The sequence below is a fragment of the Arthrobacter sp. 147(2020) genome (assembly GCF_013116715.1).
Taxonomy (GTDB): domain Bacteria; phylum Actinomycetota; class Actinomycetes; order Actinomycetales; family Micrococcaceae; genus Arthrobacter_D.
In genome coordinates this window covers 21,613-40,280 of the sequence record NZ_JABFOM010000005.1, presented here as the reverse complement: position 1 = coordinate 40,280, position 18,668 = coordinate 21,613, and the positions used below count along the sequence as shown (strand labels likewise).

20 protein-coding genes are annotated in these 18,668 nt (G+C 64.7%); 8 read left to right on the top strand and 12 right to left on the bottom strand.

Translation table 11 applies throughout. The features are described 5' to 3' along the window. Positions 1-26: 26 nt before the first annotated feature. Positions 27-569: a TetR/AcrR family transcriptional regulator gene (locus HMI58_RS05445; RefSeq protein ID WP_171618414.1), complete on the bottom strand. Its 543-nt coding sequence runs from the start codon at positions 567-569 to the stop codon at positions 27-29. A gap of 107 nt (positions 570-676) precedes the next feature. Here HMI58_RS05445 and HMI58_RS05440 point away from each other — a divergent pair, with 107 nt between their 5' ends. Together HMI58_RS05440 and HMI58_RS05435 are read left to right on the top strand one after the other, a co-directional pair. Beyond that, on the top strand, positions 677-2,236 hold the full coding sequence (locus tag HMI58_RS05440) for an APC family permease (RefSeq protein ID WP_171618413.1): 1,560 nt from the start codon (positions 677-679) through the stop codon (positions 2,234-2,236). Further along, entirely contained in the window at positions 2,236-3,468 is a 1,233-nt protein-coding gene (locus HMI58_RS05435) for a saccharopine dehydrogenase C-terminal domain-containing protein (RefSeq protein ID WP_171618412.1), read from the top strand. The genes HMI58_RS05440 and HMI58_RS05435 overlap by 1 nt, the downstream gene beginning before the upstream one ends. A 135-nt stretch (positions 3,469-3,603) precedes the next feature. Here the strand turns inward: HMI58_RS05435 and HMI58_RS05430 are convergent, their stop codons facing one another. Beyond that, complete coding sequence (locus HMI58_RS05430) at positions 3,604-5,349, bottom strand: choice-of-anchor I family protein (protein WP_318779143.1); 1,746 nt, start codon at positions 5,347-5,349, stop codon at positions 3,604-3,606. Positions 5,350-5,546: 197 nt separating this feature from the next. On the opposite strand from HMI58_RS05430, the gene HMI58_RS05425 reads away from it, so the two are divergent. Further along, positions 5,547-6,233 (top strand): SDR family oxidoreductase, encoded by a 687-nt coding sequence (locus HMI58_RS05425; protein ID WP_171618411.1) that lies wholly within the window; start codon positions 5,547-5,549, stop codon positions 6,231-6,233. Positions 6,234-6,264: 31 nt separating this feature from the next. Here HMI58_RS05425 and HMI58_RS05420 read toward each other — a convergent pair whose 3' ends face one another. Both HMI58_RS05420 and HMI58_RS05415 read right to left on the bottom strand, forming a co-directional pair. Next, the gene (locus HMI58_RS05420; protein WP_171618410.1) at positions 6,265-6,990 is read right to left on the bottom strand and encodes a DUF2071 domain-containing protein; all 726 of its coding nucleotides are present in this window, start codon (positions 6,988-6,990) and stop codon (positions 6,265-6,267) included. After that, positions 6,983-7,642, bottom strand: a complete 660-nt coding sequence (locus HMI58_RS05415) for a Pr6Pr family membrane protein (RefSeq protein WP_171618409.1) — start codon at positions 7,640-7,642, stop codon at positions 6,983-6,985. The genes HMI58_RS05420 and HMI58_RS05415 overlap by 8 nt, the downstream gene beginning before the upstream one ends. Before the next feature lie 61 nt (positions 7,643-7,703). Between HMI58_RS05415 and HMI58_RS05410 the strand changes: the two genes are divergently transcribed. After that, positions 7,704-8,336, top strand: coding sequence for a class I SAM-dependent methyltransferase (locus HMI58_RS05410; protein WP_318779144.1), 633 nt, complete (start codon positions 7,704-7,706; stop codon positions 8,334-8,336). A 96-nt stretch (positions 8,337-8,432) separates the two neighbouring features. Here HMI58_RS05410 and HMI58_RS05405 read toward each other — a convergent pair whose 3' ends face one another. Both HMI58_RS05405 and HMI58_RS05400 read right to left on the bottom strand, forming a co-directional pair. Beyond that, positions 8,433-9,068 (bottom strand): uracil-DNA glycosylase, encoded by a 636-nt coding sequence (locus tag HMI58_RS05405; protein ID WP_225667919.1) that lies wholly within the window; start codon positions 9,066-9,068, stop codon positions 8,433-8,435. Positions 9,069-9,167: 99 nt separating this feature from the next. Further along, complete coding sequence (locus HMI58_RS05400) at positions 9,168-10,844, bottom strand: alpha/beta hydrolase (RefSeq protein ID WP_171618408.1); 1,677 nt, start codon at positions 10,842-10,844, stop codon at positions 9,168-9,170. 183 nt (positions 10,845-11,027) lie between these two features. Here HMI58_RS05400 and HMI58_RS05395 point away from each other — a divergent pair, with 183 nt between their 5' ends. Continuing rightward, positions 11,028-11,696 (top strand): TetR/AcrR family transcriptional regulator C-terminal domain-containing protein, encoded by a 669-nt coding sequence (locus HMI58_RS05395; protein WP_225667920.1) that lies wholly within the window; start codon positions 11,028-11,030, stop codon positions 11,694-11,696. On the opposite strand, the gene HMI58_RS05390 is transcribed toward HMI58_RS05395, so the two are convergent. Further along, positions 11,693-12,064, bottom strand: a complete 372-nt coding sequence (locus HMI58_RS05390) for a hypothetical protein (protein ID WP_171618406.1) — start codon at positions 12,062-12,064, stop codon at positions 11,693-11,695. The two genes, HMI58_RS05395 and HMI58_RS05390, sit on opposite strands and share 4 nt — an antisense overlap. A gap of 147 nt (positions 12,065-12,211) precedes the next feature. Continuing rightward, the gene (locus tag HMI58_RS05385; protein WP_171584565.1) at positions 12,212-12,637 is read right to left on the bottom strand and encodes an Hsp20/alpha crystallin family protein; all 426 of its coding nucleotides are present in this window, start codon (positions 12,635-12,637) and stop codon (positions 12,212-12,214) included. Positions 12,638-12,794: 157 nt separating this feature from the next. Here HMI58_RS05385 and HMI58_RS05380 point away from each other — a divergent pair, with 157 nt between their 5' ends. Further along, complete coding sequence (locus HMI58_RS05380) at positions 12,795-13,079, top strand: MerR family transcriptional regulator (protein ID WP_171584564.1); 285 nt, start codon at positions 12,795-12,797, stop codon at positions 13,077-13,079. A 30-nt stretch (positions 13,080-13,109) separates the two neighbouring features. Here HMI58_RS05380 and HMI58_RS05375 read toward each other — a convergent pair whose 3' ends face one another. Both HMI58_RS05375 and HMI58_RS05370 read right to left on the bottom strand, forming a co-directional pair. Then, positions 13,110-14,330 carry an FAD/NAD(P)-binding oxidoreductase gene (locus HMI58_RS05375; protein ID WP_171618405.1) on the bottom strand — a complete coding sequence of 407 codons (1,221 nt, stop codon included), beginning with the start codon at positions 14,328-14,330 and terminating at the stop codon, positions 13,110-13,112. Between the two features lies 1 nt (position 14,331). Continuing rightward, positions 14,332-14,541 (bottom strand): DUF2945 domain-containing protein, encoded by a 210-nt coding sequence (locus HMI58_RS05370; protein ID WP_171584562.1) that lies wholly within the window; start codon positions 14,539-14,541, stop codon positions 14,332-14,334. A gap of 112 nt (positions 14,542-14,653) precedes the next feature. On the opposite strand from HMI58_RS05370, the gene HMI58_RS05365 reads away from it, so the two are divergent. Next, positions 14,654-16,768, top strand: coding sequence for an acyltransferase family protein (locus HMI58_RS05365; RefSeq protein ID WP_345890614.1), 2,115 nt, complete (start codon positions 14,654-14,656; stop codon positions 16,766-16,768). 195 nt (positions 16,769-16,963) lie between these two features. On the opposite strand, the gene HMI58_RS05360 is transcribed toward HMI58_RS05365, so the two are convergent. After that, entirely contained in the window at positions 16,964-17,506 is a 543-nt protein-coding gene (locus tag HMI58_RS05360) for a hypothetical protein (protein ID WP_171584561.1), read from the bottom strand. A 146-nt stretch (positions 17,507-17,652) separates the two neighbouring features. Here HMI58_RS05360 and ybaK point away from each other — a divergent pair, with 146 nt between their 5' ends. Further along, positions 17,653-18,138, top strand: a complete 486-nt coding sequence (gene ybaK, locus HMI58_RS05355) for a Cys-tRNA(Pro) deacylase (protein ID WP_171618404.1) — start codon at positions 17,653-17,655, stop codon at positions 18,136-18,138. Positions 18,139-18,186: 48 nt separating this feature from the next. Here the strand turns inward: ybaK and HMI58_RS05350 are convergent, their stop codons facing one another. Next, positions 18,187-18,546 (bottom strand): DoxX family protein, encoded by a 360-nt coding sequence (locus tag HMI58_RS05350; RefSeq protein ID WP_171618403.1) that lies wholly within the window; start codon positions 18,544-18,546, stop codon positions 18,187-18,189. Positions 18,547-18,668: the final 122 nt, after the last annotated feature.

The following is an 18,668-nucleotide window of genomic DNA, read 5'->3' as shown; positions in this document are numbered from 1 at the left end:
CCGTCCGGCGGGTGAGGGAGAAGGGGTCAGTACCTGATGGTCCCGATCAGGCCGATGATGCGGTCGATGGTGGCCGGGTCGGTCTCCTCCGGCATGGCCCCAGTGCCCGTGAGTGAGGCGTTGAAGTAGATCCCGTCCCCGAGCAACATCACCAGGTGCACCATGTCCTCATGCCCGACCGCATCCATGAGCACGTCAAACCACTGCGTCCGGCACTTGGCGAGCAGTTCGTTGGCTTCCGGATGGGATCCCTGCGCCAGCCGGGTGACCGCCATGTTGCACCGCTCCAACGGACTCGCGACGTCGAGGGAGCTTTTCACGTAGTAGGTGGCCGCCTGCCCGGGGTCGGCCCGCATCACCTCGAGGTCCGCCTCGACCAGCGCCTGCAGCCGTTCGAACAGCGCGGACGCCAGTTCGTCCTTGGACTTGAAATGGTAGGTGAGCCCGCCCTTGGACACTCCGGCCCGCTGCGCGATGGCGTCGAGCGTGGCGCTGCGTTCGCCGTCGGACACCAGGATGTCCTGGTAGGCGTCAATCAGCCGGTGAACAGTGCTCGGAGCGTGACCCATGGGGACGATTCTAGGGCCTTCTCAAAAAACCGACTAGTCGGTATAGTGACTTGCGTTACAGGGTCAACGGCCGACGACGCCGGCCCGCCGGACATCGGAGGCGCACCATGAGTCACGCAACAGTAGGGAAGAACGCCCCCGGCGCGCCGTCGGGCGAGGGCAAGGGGCTCGCCGCCGGCACGCTCGGCGTCTGGGGCTCGGTGGTGATCGGCCTGGCGTCGACCGCCCCGGTCTATTCGCTGGCGGCCTCGCTCGGTTTCGTGGTTCTCGCGGTCGGGGCGCAGGCGCCGATCGCTTTCATCCTGGCGTTCATTCCCATGCTGTTCATCGCCTTCGCCTACCGGGAGCTCAACCGGGAAATCCCGGATTGCGGCACGTCCTTCACCTGGGCCACCAAGGCGTTCGGCCCGTGGGTGGGCTGGATGGCTGGCTGGGGTGTGGCAGTTGCCGGGATCATCGTGCTGGCCAACCTCGCCCAGATCGCCGGGATCTACCTGTGGCTGCTGATCGGCGACGGATCACTCGCCGACAACACCCTCCTCGTGACCGCGACCGGTGTCTTCTTCATCGCCTCGATGACGTACGTCAGCTACCGGGGCGTCGAGATCGGCGCGAAACTGCAGAACGTCCTCCTGGGCATCCAGTACCTGGCGCTGGGGCTGTTCGTGGTGTTCGCCCTGATCGGCATCGCCAACGGCACGGCGGAGAACGCTACTGCTCCCTCGCTGGACTGGTTCAACCCGTTCGCGTTCGAAAGCGTTGAAGGGTTCACCGAGGCGGTGTTGCTCGCCCTGTTCATCTACTGGGGCTGGGACGCCTGCCTGGCCCTGAACGAGGAAACCCGCGACGCCCGCCGGATCCCCGGCCGGGCAGCACTGATCTCGACGGTCCTGCTGCTCATCACCTACGTAGGGGTCACCGTCGCAGCGATGATGTACGCCGGGGTGGACGAGGAAGGCTCCGGACTCGGAAACGAGGTCAACGCCGAAGACGTGTTCTTCGCCCTCAAGGACGCAGTGCTGGGCCCCGCCGCCTGGTTGCTGGTGGTGGCCGTGCTCGTGTCGGCGGTTTCCTCCACGCAGACCACCATCCTGCCCACCGCCCGGGGCACCCTGTCCATGGCCGTCTACCAAGCGCTCCCCCACCGGTTCAGCACCGTGCACCACCGCTTCAAGACCCCCTCCTTCTCCACCCTGGTGATGGGGGTGGCGGCGATCGGGTTCTACGTGGTGATGACCCTGATCAGCGAGAACATCCTGGCGGATTCCATCCTGTCCCTGGGATTGGCCATCGCCTTCTACTACGCCATCACCGGGTACGCCTGCGTCTGGTACTTCCGCCGGGAGCTGTTCAACTCGCGGCACAACTTCTTCTTCAGGTTCCTGCTTCCCCTGCTGGGTGCCCTGATGCTCACCGCCGCATTCATCAAGTCCGCCATCGACATGGCCGACGTCGACTACGGGTACAGCGTGCTGCTCGGCGTCGGCGGCACCTTTGTGGTGGGCATCGGCTCCCTCGCCCTGGGCCTGGTGCTGATGGTCATCTGGCGGACCCGCTCGGGTTCGCTGCCATTCTTCCGGGGGGAGAGCCTGAACGCCGATACCCCCGTCCTCGTCCCCGATTCCCCCGATACCTACCGACGCTCAGTTGATGGAGGCTTGGCCTAATGCGCATTCTCATTGTTGGTGCCGGAGGTGTTGGATCCGCCGCCGTGCGGATCGCCGTCCGACGCTCGTTCTTCGACCTGCTCGTGGTGGCCGACTACGACCCCGCCCGGCCGCAGGCCCTAGTGGATGCGCTCGACGACGACCGGCTGGTGGCCACGCAAGTGGATGCATCCTCCGCTGAGGCGGTTGCCGCCGTCGTGAAGGAACACCAGATCACCCACGTGCTGAACGCCGTCGACCCCCGGTTTGTGATGCCCATCTTCAACGGCTGCTTTGCGGCGGGCGCCACCTACCTGGACATGGCGATGAGCCTGTCCGTCAGGCACCCGGAGGAGCCCTTCACCAAAACCGGGGTCATGCTCGGCGACGAGCAGTTCGCGGTGGCCCAGGAATGGGAGGATGCCGGACGGCTGGCCCTGGTGGGCATGGGTGTGGAGCCAGGGCTGTCGGACGTTTTCGCGCGGTATGCGGAGGATGAGCTGTTCACCTCGATCGACGAGCTGGGGGTGCGCGACGGCGCCAACCTCGTCGTGGCGGGGGCCGACGGCGAGCCGGCCTTCGCGCCGTCGTTCTCCATCTGGACCACCATCGAGGAGTGCCTGAACCCGCCGGTCGTCTTTGAGCGCGAGAGAGGCTGGTACACCACCGAACCGTTCAGCGACCCCGAGGTGTTTCGGTTCCCCGAGGGGATCGGCGAGGTGGAGTGCGTGAACGTGGAACACGAGGAGGTCATCCTGATGCCGCGCTGGACCAAGGCGCGCAAGGTGACGTTCAAGTACGGCCTCGGCGACGAGTTCATCGACGTGCTGAAGACCCTTCACAAGCTGGGCCTGGATTCGACCGAGCCCCTGATGGTGAAGGGGGTGTCGGTGGCACCGCGTGACGTGGTCGCCGCGGCCCTCCCCGATCCCGCCACCCTGGGCGACCGGATGACGGGCAAAACCTGCGCCGGGCTGTATGCGACGGGCACCGGAAAGGATGGTAACCCCCGGGCCGTGTACCTGTACCACGTGGTGGACAACGAGTGGTCGATGGCCGAGTACGCATCGCAGGCGGTGGTGTGGCAGACCGCGGTGAACCCGGTGATCGCGCTGGAGCTGCTGGCGAATGGGATCTGGCAGGGCGCCGGCGTCCTCGGGCCGGAGGCCTTCGATTCCCGGCCGTTCCTGGACCTGCTGGCCGCAGACACGCCGGTAGGCTACGGGTCGCCGTGGGGGATGGAGGAGCGCTAGCCCTCGTTCCGCCCGGTCCGCCCCCGTCCGCCCGGTCCGCCCCGTCCGTCACGAAGAAACGGCCCTAAGCGCAAGACCCGCCGATTGCAAGCGGCGATCCTTGCTCTGAGGGCCGTTTTTGGGTTCAAAGGGCAGTCACGACCGGTGCTTGAGTACCCGGTCCACGCTGAACAGTGTGGTGGTGCCGCTGACCTCGTTGCCGACGGCGAGGAGCGGCTTTCCGGTCGGTGATTCCTTGGCACTGATGAACGCCAGCCCCTCGGGACCCAGGTCCCCGGCGGCACCCAACGATGCCGGGTCCTCCTCGACGGAGGCCGAGAAGTCTCGGTTGTTGACGTAGGTGACGAACTTCGAGCGTTCGGGGGAACTGATGTCGTACGCCATGATTCCGCCCACCCGTTCAAGACCAACGAAGGCGTAGGTCTTGCCGTCCACCTCTCCGATGGTGATGCCCTCAGGCTCGGGGCCCTTGTCGTCGCTGCGTCCCTCGAAATTACTCTCGCTGTGGTTCGAGTTGAAGTATTCAGGCAGCACCTTGGCGGTGATCCGTTCGAAATCAGTTGCAGTGTCGAAGACCTTCTTGCCCTTGTCGGTCCAGATGGACATCGATCGGGTGCCGTAGGTGAACAGCTCCTGGTAGCAAGATCCGTCAGCAGAAAGACCGTCCGCGAGGGTGATGTTCAGGCGGCCCAGGTTCTGATCCTGCTGCAACTGCTCGATGGTCATTTTGCTGCCGTCGGCGTTGCGTTTCCTGGTGTCGAAGCCATCGCAAATGGGCGGCAGGCCGTCGCCCAGATCCTTGACCCGAGCTTCTTCCGAGTAGCCCTCCCAAGCCCGGGCGTCCCCCTCATTGGCTGTGACGAGGTAGGTCTTGCCCTTCACCGTGTAGGAGGACATCGCATCTGGCTGGTGGAAGCCTTTCACTGGCCAGGTGGCAAGGTTGATCGCGTCATCCCGGTCCGACATATCAGCGGGTGTCTTCAGACGGTCCACCGTCCCGAGCGGCGTGATCCTCGTGATGGTGGCTGAGTTCAGGTTCACTTCGGCAATCGCGTTGGCCTCCTGAAGCGACACGTACGCCGTGCGTCCGTCCTTGGCTACCGTCACGTACTCGGGTTCAAGGTTTTCCGACACCGGGTACTTGGGTTTCACCCCGGTGGCGTCCTCACGCCCGCCGTAGATCCTCACGCCGTCGGGCAGCTTCTTTTCGAACGCGCGGAAACCTGCAGTTTTGACATCCTTCTGGCGCGGGAGTTCGATCCTGTGGTGCTTGAGTTTCACGATCGAGACCGACCCTTCGGGGTCCACTGAGTAGTCCTCGGCTGGCTCGCCCTCATTCGCGACGACGGCCTTGTCCCCCTTTGGGGTGATGGTCACCATGTCGGGGAGGGCGCCAACGCGCACGGCGCCCAGGGTTTCGCCGTCGCCGTTCGCGTCAAAGAACACCAGCCAACCTGGATCGGTCTTGGTGGGTGCCTCGACGGCGAGGACCCCCAGGCCGTCGTCGCGCACCGCCACCGAGTTCACCACTGCCCCGTCGGGGATCCGTGACCCATCCCCGGACTTCACTCCTTCGGTGACCAGATCGAACAGCTTGGTGGGCTGGGCTGGATTCTTCACATCGAGTACTTCGACGAGGGCTTCAGCTGCGTTGACGACGAGCAGTCGTTGGGCAGCCGGATAGTGGGTGACTATTTCGGCCGCGCTGGCGTCGAAGATTCCCGTCTCATAGGTGCCGATCGGGTTCAGCGATAGCGCCGCGCGATCCGCTGAATACCTGACCGGATCGGCAACCACATTGGCGGTGGCTGGGGCGGCGACGCCGAGGGTACAGGCAATGGCTGTCGCGGCAATCAATGTCCGCTTGCTCAGTTTGTTCACGATGGGCTTCCCTCAGGTAGGTGCGACGGTGCAGTGGGGAGATAGCTGGATGGGTCAGGTCAATCAAGGGCGCAACAGTCCTCAAACTAGGTCCGCCGTCTGACCGGTATCCGCCGGGTAAGGAAACTGTCGGTGAACGGTGGGCAAATTGATCACCAACACCGGCACTTGGCGCTCCCAAAGCTAGGATGTCCACCATGACTGAACTGCCTGTAGCCCTGATCACCGGTGCATCGCGGGGCATCGGCCTCGCCATCGCCCGCGAGCTCGCCCCCACCCACCATCTGCTCCTCGGCGGCCGCGACGCCGACGCCCTGCAGGACCTGGCCCGGGAGTTCCCCTCCGCAGAGCCGTTCGCCGCCGAGCTCACCGCGCTCACCCCTGACGCTGTCGAGGGCATCACCAGCCTCGATGTGCTCGTCCACTCAGCGGGCGTGCTGCAGATGGGCCAGGTGGCCGAGCTGACCCCCGAGCAGTGGCGGAACAGTTTCGAGGTCAACGTGTTCGCCGTCGCTAATCTGACCCGGCTGCTGCTTCCCGCGCTGCGGGCCGCCAAGGGGCAGGTCATCGCCATCAACTCGGGCTCCGGGTACGCCTCGGGCGACGGCTCCGCCCTGTACAGCGGCACCAAGTTCGCGCTGCGCGCCCTCACCGACGCCCTCCGACAGGAGGAACGCGGCAACGGGGTGCGGGTCAGTTCGATCCACCCGGGCCGGGTAGCCACCGACATGCAGCAGGAACTGCATACGTTCGAGGGCAAGCCCTACCGGCCGGAAGAATGGATCCAGCCCGATCAGGTGGCCAAGGCGGTCCGGCTGGCGGTCGACGCCTCCCGGGACTCCACCATCGAGTCGCTGAACATCCGCCCGTCCGGGATGGTCTGACCGACCGTCCGGACCGCTGTCTGACCCGCGGCTATCCGCGCCGGATCACCCGGGGCTTGCCGAACTGCGTCTGCACGCCCGGCGAGTACAGCACCGACTCGGGTGGCCCGGTGACGGTGATCCCGGCGGCGGCAACCAGCCCGTCGTCGAGATGGTCGATAGTCGCCGGGTGCAGGGGCCACGGCGCGTGCGTGTTCGGGATGAACAGCGTCCTCCCTGCCAACTGCGAGTGCAGGCCAAACCGTGCGGTCACGTTGATCGTCAACGGATCGGACGCGACCACCGCCCGGTTCGGCCTGACGGCGAACGACGACGACGCCCCGCCGCGGAACCGTCGCACCGTGTACCCGGCCCGGCCGGGGTCGGGTACCGGCGCGCACCGGGACCAGACGTAGGGGATCCCCGCCGCCCGGGCCACCAGGACCACTGCCAGCCGGGACGCATCGAGGGTCAGGAACACCACCCCGCGGGTCCCATCGGGTTCCCGGGAGTACAACCGGACGTTGATTTCGCTGAAGGACCCGAAATAGGGAACGGGCATCCCTGAGCCAATCCCGGCGCCCACCATCCGGAACCCGATCAGCCCCACCCACGCGTCGCCGTCGAACACGTCGGGTTCCGTCCCGGACGGCATGAACCCGGCGGCGATCTCCACCGGAATCCGCCAGTGCAGGAACACAGCGTCCATCCACGCCTGATCCATGATTGGCCAGCTGACCAGGGGCGGTGCCGCCGGCCAGGCGATTGAGTCAGACATCAGCGTGCTCCTTGGAAAATAGCGGTTTCATCCGGTTATCGACCTGCAGCACGGCGAAGCCGAACCCAACAAACATGGCCCCGATGAAGACGCAGTTGATCAGTACTTCCAGCGGATCGATGATCCTCAGGTCGACGAAGGGGTACGGGTACCAGGTGACCGCCGCCCCGCGCAGGAGCGTGTAGACCAGCCAGACCCCCGGGAAAATCAGCGAGAGCCAGACCGTCTGGATGGTGAAGCGGGGTCGGGGGCCGAACAGTAGCCACCCGAGTACCGTCAGGATTGGCACCACATAGTGCAGCAGGGTGTCGGAGAGCCGGCCCAGGCCCACCAGTGCCTGCATCTCCGGGAGGCGTCGCAGCAGCGTGAACGCGATCAGCCCGGTGACCGAGATATTGACGACGGCGTTCAGCCGCAGCACCCGCCACAGCGTTGACGACCGGCCCGATGGGTTCAGGGCCAGATCCGCGTTGATCACCAGCACCAGAATATTGCTGAGGATGGTGAAGTAGCTGAAGAAATTCCACCACGACATGACGGGGCCGAGTACCGAGTAGTTTTCCCCGTTGATCAGGGCGATCACCTGGGCGCCGAGGCCCACCAAACCGATCAATGCGACGACGCCGTGCCAACCCCGTGCAGCTAACCCCATCGGTACCCTCCCACGCCGGCTGACGACCCTCCACTGATCGTATGCCCAGTAGGCTGTCCCAGTGAACGAAGAGACACTCTGGGCGGCAGAAAACCGCGAGCACCCCGGCCACTCCACCCGCTACATTCAACGCTTCGAGGCGATGCGCGCGGAGGGCCGTGACCTGCACGGTGAGGCACGGGTTCTCGACGCGATGGCCGCCCGTGGCAGCCGGATCCTCGACGCCGGTTGCGGCACCGGCCGGGTGGGCGGGGAACTGGCCCGCCGGGGCCACCTGGTCACCGGGGTCGACGCGGACGCCGAGCTGATCGGTGCCGCGCGGCGGGACCATCCTCTCTCCGAGTGGCAGGTGGCGGACCTGAGCGGGCTGGCGCTGGGGCGGACGTTTGACCTGATCGTGTGCACCGGGAACGTGTTGCCGTTCCTGGCGCCCGGTACCGCGCCGGAGGTACTGCGCCGGCTGCAGGTGCATCTGGTTCCGGGCGGCCGGCTGGTGGTGGGCTTTGGCAGCGAGCGTGGGTATTCAGCGGAGAGGTTCTTCACTGATGCGTCGGCCGCTGGCCTGGAGCGCAGTACCGAGTTCTCCACCTGGGACCTGCGTCCATGGGAGCCGGCGTCGTCGTTCCTGGTTGCAATTCTTACCCGCACCAGCCAGGCAGCGCCGCCCACTACGAGGGCCGACGTCGGCCCTTAAACGACAAACAGCACCCGGCGAGAGCCCTCAAGGCTGCTCTCCGGGTGCCGTCAGGCGGCGCAGGAGTAACCCAGCACCGGTGGACCCAGTTCTGGATCAGGCGCGGCTGATGCCAGCCCGAGCCATCGCGTCGGTGTAGGCGGCCTGCATTTCCTGGCGCCACACCTCCTGCTTCGCCGGGGAGCCCGCAAACGCGCGGTCTCCGGTGGATTTCACCTTGTACACCTTGAAGCCGCGGCGCTGAATGGCCCGGTTCTCCAGTTGCGTGAGGCGGCGTGCCACCTTGTGGGCGTCGGTGCCGTGAGCCACCAGGGCTGAGGCACGCGAGACGCGCTGCAGGAAAGCCAGCAACGGCTTGACGCCCTCGTCGATCTGCTCGGGGGTGAGCGCCTTTTCCTTCACCTCTGTGACGTACCAGGGGTAAACGTTCCAGGGCATCACGAACTTGGGCTGAAGCCCAACGCTCTCGTAGATCTCGGCGGTGCGGATGGCACTCTGATCGTCGTTCTCCGCGGACACAAATCCTGAGGCGAGGCTTGCGCCCGGGTTGGAGAACAGGCTCACAATGCGACACTCGTCGAGGTCGTGTGCTGGGTCAATATAGGGAAGTGAACGGTCCGGCTTCTGCTCGGCCAGAGTGTCACACATCCGGTTGATTTCTTCGATATTCGGGTCGTAACGTCGTTCCCACTGCTGTGCTCGGTAAGCCGGGTCCGCCATGCGTCGTGCCAATGTTGCCTCCTCGCGGACAATGCCTGAAGTGGCAGTAATTTTGTCCGCAGTCTTCCAGCTTACGCGCCCAAGGTGAACCGGGTGACCTGTTGCCGGAGTTTAGGCGCTGACGAGGGGCTCATTCTGGACCGTGAATTCGATGATTCCGGTCGCGACGGCCTTGGGTGCGCTGTGATGGACAGCATGCGGGCTTCCTTCGATTTCCAGGAGGGCACCGTTCCGCGCCGACTCGGCCAGTGACCGCGACCACCGGGAACCGGCAACAGGATCTCGGCTGCCGCGTATCACCAGCACCGCTTGTTCGACCAGCGGCAACCGGGTCTCCAGGTGGTAGGCCAGGGCGACGGCGAGCTCGGCGACATACCAGCGGGGCCCGCACCTGAGCACGTCCAGGAATTGTGAACTGTTGAGCAGGGGTTTTTCCAGGGCCGAGTTGTACGCGAGGCGCAGGGCCTGCCGAAGGACCGTTCGCTGTCGGGCGTCGATAGCCGGACCGATCAGCACCAGGCTACTCACCAGCTCTGGTCGGGTTATTGCCAGTTCCGTTGCGGTTTGCACTCCCATTGAATGACCCACCACTACACAGTCCCTGACCCCGATCTCATCCAACAGCGCCGCCACCAGATCTGCGTTCGCCGGATTGGTCATTCTCTTCCCTGGCCTGCCGGTCCAGCCGTATCCGGGCAGGTCAATCAGGTAGGAATCGCCATAGCTGGCAAGCTCTTCGCTCAGCAGTCTGAAGTAGCGGTGGGACATGCCGATGCCATGGATGAAGACGAAGGTTCGCCGGGCCGTGCCGTCGTCCGTCGGGGACGCCGCCGTGAGTGGTTCACCGGCACTGGCTCCCGTCTGGATGACGGGGTATGCCCGACATAGCCGGTCACCTACTTTGATGCTGTGGAATGCGGTCGTGGCTGTGGGGGCACCGGTGCCGTGAGGGCCGCCGCCTACCGTCTGAATCCGGGAGAAGGTGGCTCCGCGCTGGATATCCGAGGCAGGGGCGAGAGCGGGTGACGGGGCATGATGGTCCGCGGCAAGAAACGCAAGAATTGCGCGGGCCACCTCCGCCGCGCCGCCCCGATGCACCACGTGCGGCTGGCCGGGAATTTCCACCAGCTGCCCGTGCTGGGCGGAGTCGGCAAGGCGGTGGCACCAGGGGCTCCGTGCCACGGAGTCGATGCTTCCGCGCACCACCAGCACAGGCTGGGTGACGAGCGGCAGGCGCTCGTCAATGGAGTAGCCAAGCATCACCGGAAGCTCGGTGAAATACCAGGGTAGACCGCAACGGGCATAGTCCATCCGAACCATGGCGTTCGTGAGCGGCCGCTCCCCCAGGCTGTTCAGGGCGAGGGCCGCGGTGTGCCAGAGGGCGGACCTGCGGGTGGAGTCCGTCACGGGACCCATCACCACGAGATCAGTCACCAGGTCGGGGCGCTGTAGCGCAAGTTCGGTGGTGAACTGGGCGCCCATCGAGTGACCGATTAGGACACAGGAGCGGATTCCGGACGCGTCGAGCGCCGCGGCAATCGCCGTTGCGTAGTCTTCGACCCGCAACTGCCTCCCCGGTTTGGGCATCCCACCGAAGCCCGGAAGGTCGAGCAGATGGGTGTTGCCGTGCGAGCCCAGTTCGGCCTGCAGCCTGTCGAAGTAGCGGTGGGACATGCCGATGCCGTGCACCATGACGAAGTTGGGAGTGTCCGTGACAGCTCCAGCCATGGTGGTTGATCGGATGCGGCAGGTAGGCGCTCCGCTGGTATCGGCTTTGATGCGGGCCATGGGAGGACACACCTGTCAGGGGTTTTGGAAGGAGATTAGGTGCACCGCCGTGCACTACGCTGTAGATACTACGGTGTAGATATCAAAAGAAGCAAGCCTACTTAGTAAGAGGTGTGTGGCAATGTTTTTCAGGCCCCTGAGTGTCTTATCCGAACCAGCGGATTCAAGATGCCTGGAGAGGCGATGACCGCCGAAAAGGGTCGCTTGACCCGGGAGGTGATGCTCACCGCCGCCTTGGAGCTCGTCGACGACGACGGTCTTGAATCGCTATCGATGCGGAAGCTGGGTCAAAAGCTGGGGAAGGACCCGATGGCTCTGTATCGGCACGCCAAGAACCGGGAAGCGCTCCTCGACGGACTGACCGAGATTATCTGGGATCAGCTCACCATCCCGCCCGTCGACGAGTGGCAGGATCAGCTTCGTGCCACAGCCCACGAGTTCAGGGATCTGGTCCTGCAGCACCCGAACATCGTGCCACTTCTCGTGACCCGCCCCCTCTCCACACCGCTGGGGCTGCGCCCACCCGGAGCCTTGCGACCCATTGAGCAGCTGCTGACTCTGTTGATGAAGGCCGGCTTCGACTCCCGCGGGGCCCTGCATGTCTATCGCGCGTACTACGGCTTCCTGTTCGGTCACATCATCAACGAGCTCGAACAATTCGTGGTGGACGCCGACGAAGACGAGGAAGTGTTGCGGCTTGGACTGCACCGCCTCAGCAAGAAGGACTTCCCACATCTGCGCACTCTCGCTCCCCTGCTCGCCGATTATGACGGCAAATCCGAGCTGGACCAGGGAATGGATATCTTGCTTCAGGGGCTTGAGATCAGCCTGAACGGACCGTCGGCACGCTAGGCATCCTCGCCGTAAATGAAACCCTTGGCGAAGGCGACCGCCTTCTTGAACGCATCGTTCCGCAGGGAGATCTCGTCTGCCACATCCTCGGATTCGAGATAGGCCGTGTGTCCCGGCCGCAACACCCAGATATCCCCCTCGGGTGGCAGATAGAACACCCCGAAGGAGCGCTGCCGCTGGTCATCTCCCCAGATGGGTACCGCGGCGACGGCCGCACCGGTGTCCACATTAATCCACTGCGCCCTCGGTAGAGGCTCGCCGCCGACGGGCGGGTCAAGGAACGGGGCGGCACCCTTGCCCCAGCGTTCCTCGAAGCGCTCGTAGAAGGCTGGAACCAACTGCGCGTCGTACCGCCGCCATCCGGACATTACCTACCCCTTCCCCGCTGTGCCTTACCTATTCCTCTGCCTTGGTTGACGCCTGCAGTTCCGATACGTCAGTGGGGTGGCCCCCGTTGCCCCCTCCGGGAACCACCCCTGCTTCGTGACGGGCTGCTTGAGTGACGAACCCGTGCGTCAGGCGTTGATCTCCTGCCGCGCCTGGCCATTGCTTTCGATTTCGATCTTCCGGGGCTTGGCCTTCTCGGCGATCGGGATGCGCAGCGTCAGCACGCCGCCGTCGTAGTTGGCCTTGACCCTGTCGGTATCGAGGGTGTCACCCAGGATCAGCTGTCGGCTGAAGACCCCGCGTGGACGTTCTGCGGCGATCAGCTCGGTGCCGTCAGGGGCCGATGGGCTCCGCTCAGCGCGGACGGTCAGCACGTTGCGCTCCACGTCGAGGTCAATGGAATTCGTGTCGACACCGGGAAGATCGAAGGTGACAACAAAGCTATCCCCCTCCTGCCACGCATCCATCGGCATGGCTGCCGGGCGTGCGGTCGTTCCCAGCACCTGCTGGGCAAGACGATCCAGCTCCCGGAATGGGTCGGTACGCATCAACATGGTTCTGCACTCCTTCAGCATCTTGAGTTGATGAATATCCTGTCAACCATTCTGTAGTGGCTGACATAGATTTTTTATATCACCAGTGAGAGACTGATGCAACAACAATTTTTGACGGGATCGAAACGATCACTCAGGACGAGCGGAGGTGTTGGAGATGGCGGAGAAACAAGATCCAAGCACGGGGGTGTACGCCATCTCGGTGGCGGCCGAACTGGTGGGAATGGGACAGCAGAACCTGCGGCTGTACGAACGCAAAGGGCTACTCGATCCCGCCCGGACCCCCGGCGGGACGCGGAAGTACAGTGAGCTGGATCTGGCGACGCTGCGGCGCATCGAGCAGCTCCTCGCCGAGGGACTGAACCTCGCGGGGATCAGGATGGTGCTGGTGCTGGAGGCCGCTAACGGGAAGTTGCGCGACGAACTGGATGCCGCTGACTAGAGCGCATCCAGTCCGGTATCGAAGTGCCCTTTAGGCGCGCCCCTTCAGGATCAGTTTCCAGTAGACCCGGGGCAGGATCCGGCGTTCGAGAACAAAGGTGGCCCGCCGTTCCCGCATGATGCCCTTCCACGGGATGGATGGCATCGCCCGGTACTGGTCGTCGAACTCGGAGAACACCACGGTGGACCGGGACACAGTGAACGGGCACGCCGAATAGTTGTTGTACTTTGCGCTGACCTTCTTGCCCTTGAGCACTGCCATCAGGTTCTTAGCCACCACTTGAGTCTGCTGACGGAGCGCAGCACCCGATTTCGAGTTCAGGGTTGCCGCCGCGTCGCCGAGGGACCAGACGGCCGGGTACCTGAGGGACCGCAGCGTTTCCGGGTCCACCTCAACAAACCCCGAGGGGTCACCCGGCGCCGGGAGGTCGGTCGATTTGAGCCAGTCGGGGGCCGACTGCGGCGGAACGGCGTGCAGCACGTCATAACCCAGGATTTCCGTCTTCCCGGCCAGGTTGTCCTGGACGGTGACGGTCTTCCCAGCGGCGTCGACCGCGGTGACCTCACTGTTGTAGCGCAGCTCGACACCGTACTCGGCGATCTTGCGGTTGAGCTCCTCGTTGGCCACCGACTCCGCAAAGACCGTCGGGGTGGGAACCACCAGGACCACCCGGATGTCATCCAGGACTCCCTGCTGAGCCCAGTAGTCGCAGGCCAGGTACATGGGCTTTTGGGCAGCGCCCCCGCAGGTCAGCGGCCCCGGTGGCAGGTTGAACACCACAGTTCCGCGGCGCAGGGTGCGCAGCAGGTCCCAGGCCTTGGGCGCCAGCTCGATCTCGTAGTTCGAGGCACCATATTCCGATGCCATGGCGTCGGCCAGACCGGGCACCGCATCCCAGTCCTTCTGGATGCCGGGGCACACTACCAGCTGGTCGTAGCCGATCCGGGCACCGGAGGCCAGGAGGACGGTGTTGTGGGCGGCGTCGACGTCGGCGGCGGCGTCCTGCACCCAGGTCACCCCGCGGGGAATCACCGACTGCTGGGGCCTGATGGCCTCCGAAGCCTGGGCGGTTCCACCGGCTATATGGGAAAACAGCGGCTGGTAGAGGTGGTCGGAGCTGGGCTCGACCACCGCAATATCCTTGGCACCGTACCGGCGCAGCCGTGCTGCGAGGGAGATCCCGGCGTTACCCCCGCCGATCACGACGATCTGATGGTGGGTCCCAGCCGAACCGTTGTCCGCAGCGGCCACGCTAGGCCGACTTCTCGGTGAGGGCGCTCGCCTTATGCGCGGCACGGGCACCTGTTTTACCGGACTCGACGACGTACTGCGGCTCGTCCTCGCTGGCGCGGTGCGTGTTGCCGTCCAGCTGGAAGTCGCTGGTCTTCTTCTCGACAATTTTCCCGTAGGTGGTGCCCTGCGGAGTGTTCCACTCCACGGACGTGCCTTTGCTCAGTGCCACAGTGACTCCTCAGATTGACAGTGTGCTTACCAGCCTACGGGCAATTACAGCCCCCGACGCCGGTCCGGCACCGAAGAGCCTACGGATCCGGCTATGAAAAGATGGGGACCACGTGAAGCACGCTGTCCTGAACCCAGGAAGCATCAATCTCCAGGACGGCGAAGGGACTTTCATGACCGACCGCGAAAGTACCGCTGTCCGCGGCCGCCACCGCCGGGAAGCTCCGGCCGCCCCTCTCCGGGAAGGGTACCGCCCGGAGGTGCAGGGCCTTCGCGCGCTCGCCGTCCTGATGGTGGTGACATATCACATCTGGTTTGACCGGGTATCCGGCGGCGTCGACATCTTCCTGCTCATCTCGGCGTTCCTGATGACCCTGACGTTCGTCAGGAGGTCTGATCGCGGCACCCCCTTCGCCCTCCTGCGGCACTGGGTGCACCTGTTCAAAAGGCTGCTGCCCGCCGTCGCCGTCGTGCTGATCGGCACGCTGGCCGCCTCGCTCCTGTTGCTGCCGCGGGCCCGCTGGAGCATGGTGCTCGACCAGTCGTGGGCTTCGCTGTTCTACTTCCAGAACTGGTTGCTGGCCGCTGAATCCGTGGACTACTACGCGGACACCAGCGTGGCCAGCCCCCTCCAGCACTTCTGGTCCCTGTCCATCCAGGGACAGGTGTTCGTGCTGTGGCCGCTCCTGTTCTTGGCGGCGAGCCTGATCGCGAGGAGGATCAACGCGCGGTTCCAGACTGTCGCGGCGGTGATCTTCGGCGCGATCTTCCTCGCGTCGCTCGCCTTCTCCATCTACCAGACGGATACCAACCAGTCCTTCGCCTACTTCGACACCCGCGCCCGGCTGTGGGAATTCGCGCTGGGTACGCTGCTCGCGCTGGTCCTGCCGCTGATCATTCTTCCCCGTGCTGCCGCCGTCGTGGCCGGCTGGATCGGGCTGGCCGGGATGCTCAGCGTCGGTTACGTGCTCGACGTCGAAGGCGAGTTCCCCGGGTTTGTCGCCCTCTGGCCGCTCCTGTCCGCAGCCCTGATCATCGCCGCCGGCCAGACCGGAAGCCCGTTTGGGGCGGACCGGTTCCTCTCCTGGGGGCCGCTGGTCAGGATGGGCGACCTGTCCTATGCGCTCTACCTCTGGCACTGGCCCATTCTCGTCATCTACCTCGTGCACCAGGGGCGTGACACCGTTGGGCCCCTCGGTGGGCTTGCCATCATCGGCCTGTCCCTCGCCTTGGCCTACCTCACCACCCGTTTCGTTGAGCGGCCGCTTCGAAGCATGCCGAAGGTCGAGGCGAGTCGGGTGCGCAGCCTGGCGGTGATCGCTGCCTGCATCATGCTGATTTCAGTCTCGGTGGCGAGCGTGCAACTGGTCATGAGGACCCAGGCCCAGGCCCTCCTGAGCCAGGCCGAAACCGAGAACCCGGGCGCCTATTCCCTGCTGCCCGGCTTCGTCGACCGGTCCACGGGAGATTCGCCACCGCTACCGGATCTGGGGAGCCTTGACGCTGAGTGGGGCGTGTTGGGCGAGAAGTGCGAGGGCGAGCACGTCCCGGTGGGGAACGACAGTGCTGTCCGCGGCTGTTCCTTTACCCCGGCGGACGGCGAGCCGGTGAAAGAGATTCTGGTGATCGGTGATTCCCATGCCGAACAGTGGTTGGAACCCATCGAGCTGATGGCCCAGCGGAACAACTACCAGGTCACTGCCCTGCTGCTCGGCGGATGCAGCTACGGCGCCGAGAGCGACGCCCGCAACGAGGTCTGCAATACGTTCAACGACGCGGCCACTGACTACGCGCTGCGGATGGAGCCCGACGCCGTGTTCACCATGGCGACCATTTCCACCAAGGACACCACTGGGGAGCGGTCTGTGGCGGGGATCGGCGAGGCCAGTGCGATTCTCGGCGAGGCGGGCATCCCCGTGATCGGGATGCGGGATAACCCCCGGTTCGAGGTCAACATGATCTCCTGCGTCGAGGAGCACGGGCAGGATGCCGCCGAGTGCACCTTCCCGGTTGACGAGAAACTCCCCGCGACGGCGCCGGTGCCGACGGCGGAGACGGGCGGAGCGCTCCGGCTGATGGACCTCACCGACCTGATCTGCCCCGAGGGGGTCTGCACCCCGGTGGTCGGCAACGTCTACGTCTACCTGGACGACAACCACCTCACGATCACCTACACCGGAACCACCCTTCCCGAATTCGAGGAACGCTTCCACGCGGCTCTGAGCTGAGCTCAACCGCCTCTGAACTCAGGCTTGGCGGCGGCACGGCGGCACAACTGCCCGGCCATGGGGCTCCAGCCAGGGAAAACTGGATTTCGGTCCAGGCACACGAAAAGGGACAGAGCCGTTGGCCCTGTCCCTTTATACCGGTTGGGTCACCCCGTCCGGCTCGTGCGTTGCTGGCAGCGAACCACCAAGACCTGCCTAGCGGCGCTTGGTGAGCCCGGTCAACAGGTTAGTGGGACGCTGCTGTTCGCCCTGCTGCGCACCGAGGACAATCACCGCGCCACTGACGACGGGCAGTGCCCACTGCACAATCTTGAGCTGCTTCTGTGCGCTCGCCAGCTCAGGTGAGCTTGAGGCGCCGGGCTCGGTTGGGCCCTTTGCTCCCTCATCGGCAAGCTTCCCAACCTTCGCGCCCAGGATTCCGGCGTACAGCGACAGGCCCATTCCAGCGACCGTGACGACTGACTTGACGACGGTGTTTGCCAGTGCGCCGTCCTGACCGGCGACCCGGCCCTTGTTGCCGAGAATCAGCCCGACTCCGCCAATGGCGTGTGCGCCGAAGGCTGCCGCCTGAACGGGGGTCCACTTGGCCCACCCAATGGTTGCCAGGCGGGTCCGTTCCTTCGGATCCTTGGCTTCGGCTGCTGCGCCGTTCAGTCCGACAGCACCCATCAGTGATCCGCCGAACCATGCGGCGGCACTCAAATCGTGAACGGATCGTGCCAGTAGATTTCCAGCCATAATGATCACTCCTTCAACTAGGTCCTGCGTCGAAACAACTGCAGAAAGTATTCCCTAAGCATACTTACTATTGGTCCACAATGCACATACTGACGCATCATGACGTCCCGGGCGCCGCTCGGGTCCCACCGAAATAGACTTTCCTCATGAGCCGGACACCGCGCGCCACCCCCGCAACCGCAGCCCTCGATGCTGCCGGAATTCCCTTCACCATCCTCACCTACGCCCATGATCCGAGGACCGCGAGCTACGGCACCGAGGCCGCAACGGCCCTGGATGTCGACGCGCAGCGGGTTTTCAAAACGCTGATGGTGGACGTGGATGGCATCCTGACCGTCGCCGTCGTCCCGGTCTCCGGCACGCTGAATCTGAAGGCGCTCGCCGCCGCCCGCAATGGCAAGAAAGCGATGATGGCAGCCAGCGACGTCGCCGAGCGGCGCACCGGATACGTGCTGGGTGGAATCTCACCACTGGGACAGCGACAGCAGAGCCCGGTGGTCATTGACGCGTCGGCCATGCAGTTCGACGCCGTCCTGGTGTCCGGCGGGCGGCGCGGCCTGGAGATCGAACTGGCACCGGCCGACCTCGTCCGGGCCACCGGCGCGGCAGTGGCTCCCATCGCCGCCCCCTGACGCAGGCACCGCGGCGCGAATGGCGCGCCGATTCAACCGCACGCCGGTTCAGAGGAGGAAGCAGGCCACCAGGGTTCCGACACAGATGGCCAGCATCGCCGTCGCGTTGACGAAGAGGTTCCGGCCGAAGTCCCTTGCCCGGACATGCATGATCACGGCCCCTACGAAGTACAGGACGAGCGCGCCGGTGGTAATTGCCCCCAGATACGGGACCCAGAGACCGAGGAGCAGTCCGGTGGCGGCGGCGAACTTGATCGGCGACATCACCCACCAGTAACGGCGCGGCCAGTTCACATCCTCGAAGCAACGCGCCACGAAACCCACCGGCTTCAGGCAGAGCACCCCGTCCATGACCTGGATCAGCGCCAGCGCGATGACGGGCCAGACCGGCTCGGGAAGAGTGGACATGAGGTCCTCGGATCACTGGAGGGGATCACCTTTCCGGGCGAAAGTACCACCCTGCGGAGAGCCAGGAATAGATCAGTAGTCACTACAGTTGACGTAGTTACTACCGCAATGGGAGTACATCA

Excerpts from the sequence above, each read along its gene's own strand:
- HMI58_RS05445 (WP_171618414.1), bottom strand. The coding sequence starts at position 569 with ATGGGTCACGCTCCGAGCACTGTTCACCGGCTGATTGACGCCTACCAG.
- HMI58_RS05440 (WP_171618413.1), top strand. The coding sequence starts at position 677 with ATGAGTCACGCAACAGTAGGGAAGAACGCCCCCGGCGCGCCGTCGGGC.
- HMI58_RS05435 (WP_171618412.1), top strand. The coding sequence starts at position 2,236 with ATGCGCATTCTCATTGTTGGTGCCGGAGGTGTTGGATCCGCCGCCGTG.
- HMI58_RS05425 (WP_171618411.1), top strand. The coding sequence starts at position 5,547 with ATGACTGAACTGCCTGTAGCCCTGATCACCGGTGCATCGCGGGGCATC.
- HMI58_RS05420 (WP_171618410.1), bottom strand. The coding sequence starts at position 6,990 with ATGTCTGACTCAATCGCCTGGCCGGCGGCACCGCCCCTGGTCAGCTGG.
- HMI58_RS05415 (WP_171618409.1), bottom strand. The coding sequence starts at position 7,642 with ATGGGGTTAGCTGCACGGGGTTGGCACGGCGTCGTCGCATTGATCGGT.
- HMI58_RS05400 (WP_171618408.1), bottom strand. The coding sequence starts at position 10,844 with ATGGCCCGCATCAAAGCCGATACCAGCGGAGCGCCTACCTGCCGCATC.
- HMI58_RS05395 (WP_225667920.1), top strand. The coding sequence starts at position 11,028 with ATGACCGCCGAAAAGGGTCGCTTGACCCGGGAGGTGATGCTCACCGCC.
- HMI58_RS05390 (WP_171618406.1), bottom strand. The coding sequence starts at position 12,064 with ATGTCCGGATGGCGGCGGTACGACGCGCAGTTGGTTCCAGCCTTCTAC.
- HMI58_RS05385 (WP_171584565.1), bottom strand. The coding sequence starts at position 12,637 with ATGTTGATGCGTACCGACCCATTCCGGGAGCTGGATCGTCTTGCCCAG.
- HMI58_RS05380 (WP_171584564.1), top strand. The coding sequence starts at position 12,795 with ATGGCGGAGAAACAAGATCCAAGCACGGGGGTGTACGCCATCTCGGTG.
- HMI58_RS05360 (WP_171584561.1), bottom strand. The coding sequence starts at position 17,506 with ATGGCTGGAAATCTACTGGCACGATCCGTTCACGATTTGAGTGCCGCC.
- ybaK (WP_171618404.1), top strand. The coding sequence starts at position 17,653 with ATGAGCCGGACACCGCGCGCCACCCCCGCAACCGCAGCCCTCGATGCT.
- HMI58_RS05350 (WP_171618403.1), bottom strand. The coding sequence starts at position 18,546 with ATGTCCACTCTTCCCGAGCCGGTCTGGCCCGTCATCGCGCTGGCGCTG.